This window comes from Alloyangia pacifica, assembly GCF_020524285.1.
Classification (GTDB): Bacteria; Pseudomonadota; Alphaproteobacteria; order Rhodobacterales; family Rhodobacteraceae; genus Salipiger; species Salipiger pacificus_B.
Genome location: NZ_JAIVKX010000023.1, coordinates 97,701 through 104,164 on the forward strand (window position 1 = coordinate 97,701; position 6,464 = coordinate 104,164).

Sequence of the window (6,464 nt, forward strand, 5' to 3'; positions counted from 1 at the left end):
GGCCGCCCCGGAAAACCGGGGCGACCCTTGGCTGTGACTGGGGGCTCAGGCCCCGAAGATTTCGTTCCAGCGACGCGAGATCTCCTCGGCGTTGGAATTCATCAGTTCCCAGTCCCATTTGATGAACTGCTCCATGGCCTCGCCGGAGACGGGAACATCCTTCTGCAGCTCGGCGGGAACCTCCACATTCCTGTTGACCGGGGAGACGAAGAACTCCCGCATCAGCAGTTCCTGCCCGGCCGGGCTCAAGACGAAGTTCAGGTACTGGTAGGCCTGCTCGCGCGCCGGGGTATTGGTGCAGATATTGAAGGTCTGGTCCCACATCATCAGCCCCTCTTCGGGAATGATGCAATCGACCGGCAGGCCCTGGTTGCGCAGTCGCGCGATCTCGCCGAAGTCGAAGGGCGCGACGGCGATCTCGCCGGTGGCGAGGCCGGTGCTCATGTTGAAGTCGGTTTGGTAGACCGGCCCCAGTTCCGCGAGCTTGGCAAAGCCGGTCTCGAGGTCGGTGATGCCCGAGCCGTAGAGCTTCGACGCCAGCATCAGGAACATCTTCCCGGCGCTGTTCTTGATGTTGTAAAGGCCCAGCCGTCCCTGCAGCTCAGGCATCTCCCAGAGATCCTTCCAGGACTTGGGCGGGGTCTGGATCATGTCGGTGCGGTAGCCGATGCCGATCGGCGAGATCAGACCGACGGCTGCATAGCCCTCGGAGGCCTCGGTCGCGACCGGGTAGAGATCGGCGTAGTTCGGCAACTGCTCGAGATCGAGCTTCTCGAAATAGCCCTCTTCGCGCAGCACCGTCGCATAGATCTCATTGGTCATGAGACAGCCGTAGGGCGGGTTCTCGACCCCGGAGGCGCGCATGTTCGTCGTGTAGACGCTGCCGAGTCCGATATCGAGCTGCGGGTCGATCCCGGTCTCGTCGGTGAAGGCGGGCAGGAAAATTTCCTTCCAGAACTTCTCCCACGAGCCGCCGTAGGTGGTGATGACGAGCTTCTCGGCCTGGGCGTACACGCCCGGGACATTGAGAACGGACGCGCCACCGATGGCGACCAGCGCCTGCAGCATGCGGCGCCTGTTGATGTCTGTCATTTTTGAACTCCCTGTTGTCTGGGTCTCTTCGATGCCTGGATGGGTCAGGAGGCTTTCTTGCGGTAGTCGTAGTTCTTGTTGAGCCGCTCGAGCAGATAATCTCCGTAGAGCACCGGCTCCATCTGCGCCGTCTCGCCCTTTTCAAGCATCTCCGCCGGGCATTCGACCAGCGCGCTCATCGAGGGATCGTAGAAGAACGGCTGAGAGTAGCGCTCGCGACCGGTCAGATTGCGCACGCGGTGCGGCGTCGAGACGAAACGGCCGTTCGACCACTTGGCGAGGATGTCGCCGACGTTCATCACGAAGGTGCCCTCGATCGGCGGCGCGGGGATCCAGTCGCCGCGCTTGTTGCGCACCTCGAGGCCGCCGACGTCGTCCTGCTTGAGCAGGGTGACGAAGCCGTAGTCGGTGTGCGGCGCAGAGCCGAAGAGCTCTTCCTCGTCGGGCTGCTCGGGGTAGTGCAGCAGGCGCAGGAACAGGGTGGGGTCGATGAAGTGCTTCGCGAACCAGTCGCGCTCGAGACCCAGCGCCTCGGCTAGGGCGCCGGCGATCCGCTCCCCGAGCTTGGTCATCTCGGCCATGTACTCGAGTGCGGTCTCCTCGACACCCGAAAGCTGCGACGGGAACTGGTTCGGCCCCTGCAGCGGCTCGCCCACATAGGCGGCATCCGCGGGAACCTCATGCATGATCATCAGGCTTTCCGAGCGGTTCGGCTTCGTCACCTTCGCCACCGAGGAGGTCACGATGGTGGAGGTCGACATCGGCATGTAACCGCGATGGAAGCCGTTGATCTTGAGCGCCATCTTCTCTTCGAGCGGAAGATCGTGGAAGGCGGCATTCATCCCGCGCATGCGCTCCACCAGATCCTCCGAGACGCCGTGGCCCGCCAGATAGGCGAAGCCCGAGGTCTCGAGCGCGTCCTTCAGCGCCGCGACGGTTTCGGCGCGTGCCGCTTCCGACGCCCCTTCTGCGAGACCACCGAGGTCAACAACGGGAATGTTGTCGAAATCACCTTTCATAGCCGTATTCCTTCGTGTCTATTGTATACAGAATACTGTGTTCGAGACGGTCGAGGCAGCGCGAGCTTTTAATGATGACTTTCGCGCGCAACTATCGGATGGCCACAAAATTAGGCAAATTTCACCCGTCCGTGCTGAGGCGGAAGACGAAGAGGTAACCCAAGTGAAGGCGACGCCCGTAATCATCGATACCGACCCAGGCCAGGACGACGCCTTCGCGATTCTCCTCGCCCTCGCCTCGCCCGCGCTTCAGGTGCTCGGCCTGACCACGGTCGCCGGGAACATGGGGCTCGCGCAGACCACCGACAACGCCCGCCGCATCGTCGAGCTTGCCGGGCACGCTGACCTGCCCGTGCATGCCGGCGCCGACCGCCCGCTGATGCGCCAGCCGCGCCCGGTCCCCGAGATCCACGGCGACACCGGTATCGACGGCTGGGATTGGGCGGACGCCCGGCGCGGTCCGGAGGCGGAAGGCGCAATCGACTTCCTCGTGCGGACGCTGCGGGCCCACCCCACACCCGTGACGCTGATCGTGCTTGGCCCGCAGACCAACATCGCGCTCGCGCTCACCGTCGCGCCCGACATCAAGCGTAACATCGCGCGCATCATCTTCATGGGCGGTGGCTTCTTCGAAGGCGGGAACATGACCCCCGCTGCCGAATACAATATCCTCGTCGACCCCGAGGCAGCGCGAATCGTGCTCAATTCGGGCGTCCCGGTAACCGCCGTGCCACTCGACTGCACCCATGCCACGCCCTCGCCGGTGCAATGGTCGCACCAGCTCGCCGCTCATGACAGCCAAGTCATGAAGGCCTGCGCGGGGATGATGGAGTTCTTCGAGATTTATGGAAACAAGAAGTATGGCACCGCTTCGCGGCCGCTGCACGACGCGGTTGCCGTGGCCGCGCTGCTTTGGCCGGAGCTCTTCGAGGGCAAGCTCTGCCCCGTCAATGTCGAGTGCGCGGGAGAGCTGACCACCGGTATGACGGTGGTCGACTGGCTGCGCCAGACCGGCCGCCCGGACAATTGCCTGTGGCTGAACAGCTGCACGGACCCCGCGGAGGTCTATCGCCGGATGGAAGCGGCGCTCGCCACCCTCGCCGCGTAGCAGCTGCCTGCGGAAGGGCCTCGTGGCCCTCCCTGCCCCCCGCTGCTCAGTAGCCGCGGGCCCGGTCGACCACGAACTCCGACCGCTGGCCGCGCGCCAGGGCGCGGGCGGCCTCGATCAGCTGGGCCGCGACGACCTCGGGCGACGAGTAGCTCGCCACATGCGGGCTGACCCTGATCTTAGGATGCCGCCAGTACGCATGGTCCCGCGGCAGGGGTTCCTGCCGGAAGACGTCCAGGGAAGCCCCGGCAAGATGCCCACCGTCGAGTGCGTCGAGCAGGTCCGCGTCCACGAGGTGCTCGCCGCGGCCGATCTGCACGAGATAGCCCCCCAGGCTCAACCTTTCGAAGAGCCCCGAACAGAGGACATTCTCCGTCGCCTCGGTCAGCGGCAGCACGTTGATCAGGTACTTCGCTCCTTCCGCCGCATCGTTCACCGCCTCCGGTCCCGAGTAGTAGGTCACCCGCTCGAGCGGCGCTCGCTGCGGCGCGCGCGAGGCGACCCGGACCCGGTAGCCCAGGGTCGACTGCACCCGCGCGATCGCCTGCCCCATCGTGCCGTAACCAAGGATCGCGACGCTCGCAGAGCTTGGGCGCCGAACCTCGACCGGGATCCAGTCGCACCGGGCCGCCGCGTCTTCCATGACGCCAAACGCCCGTTCGTGATGCAGCACCTCATGCGCCGCGAAGCCGGCCATGAGCTCGGCCTGTTCCGGGTCACGGACTCGGGCGACACTGATCTCCGGGCGCAGGCCTGGATGCGCGAGCAGTGCATCCACCCCGGCACCGATCGACATGGCAAGCTCGAGGTTCGGATAGGCATCGAATGCCCCAGGCGCTGGCTTCCAGCAGAGCGCATAGCGCACCTCCAGCGGATCGGTGACCATCTCGGGCCCCTGGCAGACCACATCCTGCGCCTGCGCCAAAATGTGCCGGCCATACATGGCGTTAAGGTCCAGTGTCTCACTCAGGAACACGCCCTTGATTGGCGTCGTCATGGCCTATCCTTGCCTTCTCTTGCCTTCTCTTGCCTTGAGCGCCTTGAGCGCCTTGAGCGCCTTGAGCGCCTTGATGCTCGGCCATCCGGCAAATGCCAAGCCCCGCACCCGTCGAAAACCGCGACGCGCGCCGCCGCGTGGATGGTTTTTGCTCCGCTGATGGCTTGGACGCCCCCTCACGGCATCACGATGTGCCAAAGTGGTGAGTGTCATCAAACCAAAAGGAGGAGACGTCCGTGGAAGAGGTTAGCATCATCGGCATCGACATTGCCAAGAATACGTTTCAGTTGCATGAGGCCGGATTCGACGGGGCCGCAATATTCAGGAAAGCCCTACCCCGAGCTCGAGTTCTCGAGTTCCTGTCACGTCTGCCGTCTTGTGTTATCGCGATGGAGGCCTGCTCGGGCGCGCATTATTGGGAGCGGGCAATCTCCGCACTCGGCCACGAGGTTCGGCTGATCGCTCCGAGATACGTCAAGCCGTATGTGAAACGACAGAAAAACGATGCTGCCGATGCCGAAGCGATCGCCGAGGCAGCGTCTCGCCCTTCAATGCGTTTCGTGGCCGTGAAGAGCGCGGACCAGCAGGCTCAGGCAATGTTGCTGAAGACCCGGGAACTGCTCACGGGGCAACGGACGCAAACCATTAACGCCTTGCGCGGTCATCCGGCGGAACACGGCCTCGTCGTGCCGCAAGGGACGCAGAACCTGCGGCGGCTACAAGATGCCGTCGCCGAGCAGGAGGCGCACTTGCCTGCTGTCGTCGTGTCGCTCTGCAAGCTCCTGACTGATGAGTTCCAGAAACTGACAGCCCACATCGATGACCTGACACTCCGAATCCGCCGAGAGGTTCAGGCCAATGAGACGGCGCAGCGTCTGAGCGCGGTCCCGGGAATTGGTCCGATCACCGCCATGACCTTAGCCACTCTGGCACCACCCACTGACATGTTCCGCAAGGGTAGGGATTTTGCGGCATGGGTAGGGCTGACCCCGCGACAGCATTCGACAGGTGGGAAAACGCGATTGGGCAAGACCTCGAAGATGGGACAGAAGGACATTCGACGCCTACTGATCATTGGGGCGATGGCCGTCATTCAGGCGGCCGGCCGAACTGGGGGCCCGAAACCCGGTTCCTGGCTGGCTCAGATGCTGAGCCGCAAGCCGAGGATGCTCGTGGCCGTCGCATTGGCAAATAAGATGGCCCGGGTCGCATGGGCGCTTATTTCGCGGGGCGGATCCTACAGAGTTCCGGCATGAGGTCGTAGACCTCGCCGGTTCTGGCCGAGCGGAAGTTCTGACAGGAGATCATGGGAAAGCGGAACAGTAACGGGGCGGGAAAACCAGTTGTCAACGGAGCGCCATCGAGCGCGATCCGCCGATTTGGACCTGCCCACGAAATTGCCATGAGGGCCCGCGGCGTAGAAAGCCGCAACTTGAGGCCGGATACATGTAGGAACTCGACCGCTCCGTCCAGACCTAGTTTCAGAAGACTCTTGCTCAGCTAGGAGCGTCCATACACGTTGGTAGCCTACACGTCGTCACGCATGAAAGCACTCAGCGGCATCGCTGCGGAGACCTGCACAGCGCCTCCCTGCGCAAGCTTCACGACGAGCAGTAACGTCATGCGGCGTAAGGCGAAATCGAAGTCACTCAACTTCTGCGCTGGGTATTGGCCCTTGGTACGTGGCAATGAGACGCCCCCTGATCCTGCTCCGAATTCAGATTCGCATAAGCGCCATTGAGTTGGCCGGGAAGCCGCCTGCATCACACAAATCATGATACCGAGTGCCTTGCCGCGTTAGGCTCCAGACTCATTTATTTTCAGAGCCAGAAGATGACGGTTGCGGCTAGGGCAATGGCTGAGAGGAAAACCTTCGGGCATCGGTCGTAGCGGGTTGCGACGCGGCGCCAGTCCTTGAGCCTGCCGAACATGATCTCGATGCGGTTGCGCCGCTTGTAGCGGCGGCGATCATATCGAACCGTGGTCTTTCGACCTTTCCGGCCCGGGATGCAAACCCTCAATCCCTTGTCTTTCAGCCCTTCTCTGAACCAGTCTGCATAATTGCCACGGTCGCCAAGGAGCCATTGTGCTTTTGGCAGGCTGCTCAGCAGGGCCCTTGCGCCGGTGTAGTCACTGACCTGGCCCGCGGTCATGAAAAGCCGCAGCGGCCGTCCCTCGGCATCGGCGATGGCGTGCAGCTTGGTGTTCATACCACCCTTGGTCCGTCCGATCAGGCGACCGCCCCCCC

The 6,464-nt window shown here is 63.2% G+C and carries 6 protein-coding genes; 2 read left to right on the forward strand and 4 right to left on the reverse strand.

The window, feature by feature from the left end:
- Positions 1–45: 45 nt before the first annotated feature.
- Together LC039_RS25055 and LC039_RS25060 are read right to left on the reverse strand one after the other, a co-directional pair.
- Positions 46–1,092 carry an ABC transporter substrate-binding protein gene (locus tag LC039_RS25055; protein WP_226629285.1) on the reverse strand — a complete coding sequence of 349 codons (1,047 nt, stop codon included), beginning with the start codon at positions 1,090–1,092 and terminating at the stop codon, positions 46–48.
- A gap of 44 nt (positions 1,093–1,136) precedes the next feature.
- Entirely contained in the window at positions 1,137–2,111 is a 975-nt protein-coding gene (locus LC039_RS25060; RefSeq protein ID WP_226629286.1) for an isopenicillin N synthase family dioxygenase, read from the reverse strand.
- A 37-nt stretch (positions 2,112–2,148) separates the two neighbouring features.
- On the opposite strand from LC039_RS25060, the gene LC039_RS25065 reads away from it, so the two are divergent.
- Entirely contained in the window at positions 2,149–3,219 is a 1,071-nt protein-coding gene (locus tag LC039_RS25065; RefSeq protein ID WP_226629288.1) for a nucleoside hydrolase, read from the forward strand.
- Between the two features lie 46 nt (positions 3,220–3,265).
- On the opposite strand, the gene LC039_RS25070 is transcribed toward LC039_RS25065, so the two are convergent.
- Positions 3,266–4,216 (reverse strand): NAD(P)-dependent oxidoreductase, encoded by a 951-nt coding sequence (locus tag LC039_RS25070; RefSeq protein ID WP_226629289.1) that lies wholly within the window; start codon positions 4,214–4,216, stop codon positions 3,266–3,268.
- Between the two features lie 236 nt (positions 4,217–4,452).
- Between LC039_RS25070 and LC039_RS25075 the strand changes: the two genes are divergently transcribed.
- Positions 4,453–5,472 carry an IS110 family transposase gene (locus LC039_RS25075; protein ID WP_226629291.1) on the forward strand — a complete coding sequence of 340 codons (1,020 nt, stop codon included), beginning with the start codon at positions 4,453–4,455 and terminating at the stop codon, positions 5,470–5,472.
- 564 nt (positions 5,473–6,036) lie between these two features.
- Here the strand turns inward: LC039_RS25075 and LC039_RS25080 are convergent.
- A partial coding sequence (locus LC039_RS25080; protein WP_226629292.1) for an IS5 family transposase occupies positions 6,037–6,464 on the reverse strand: 428 nt, incomplete at its 5' end.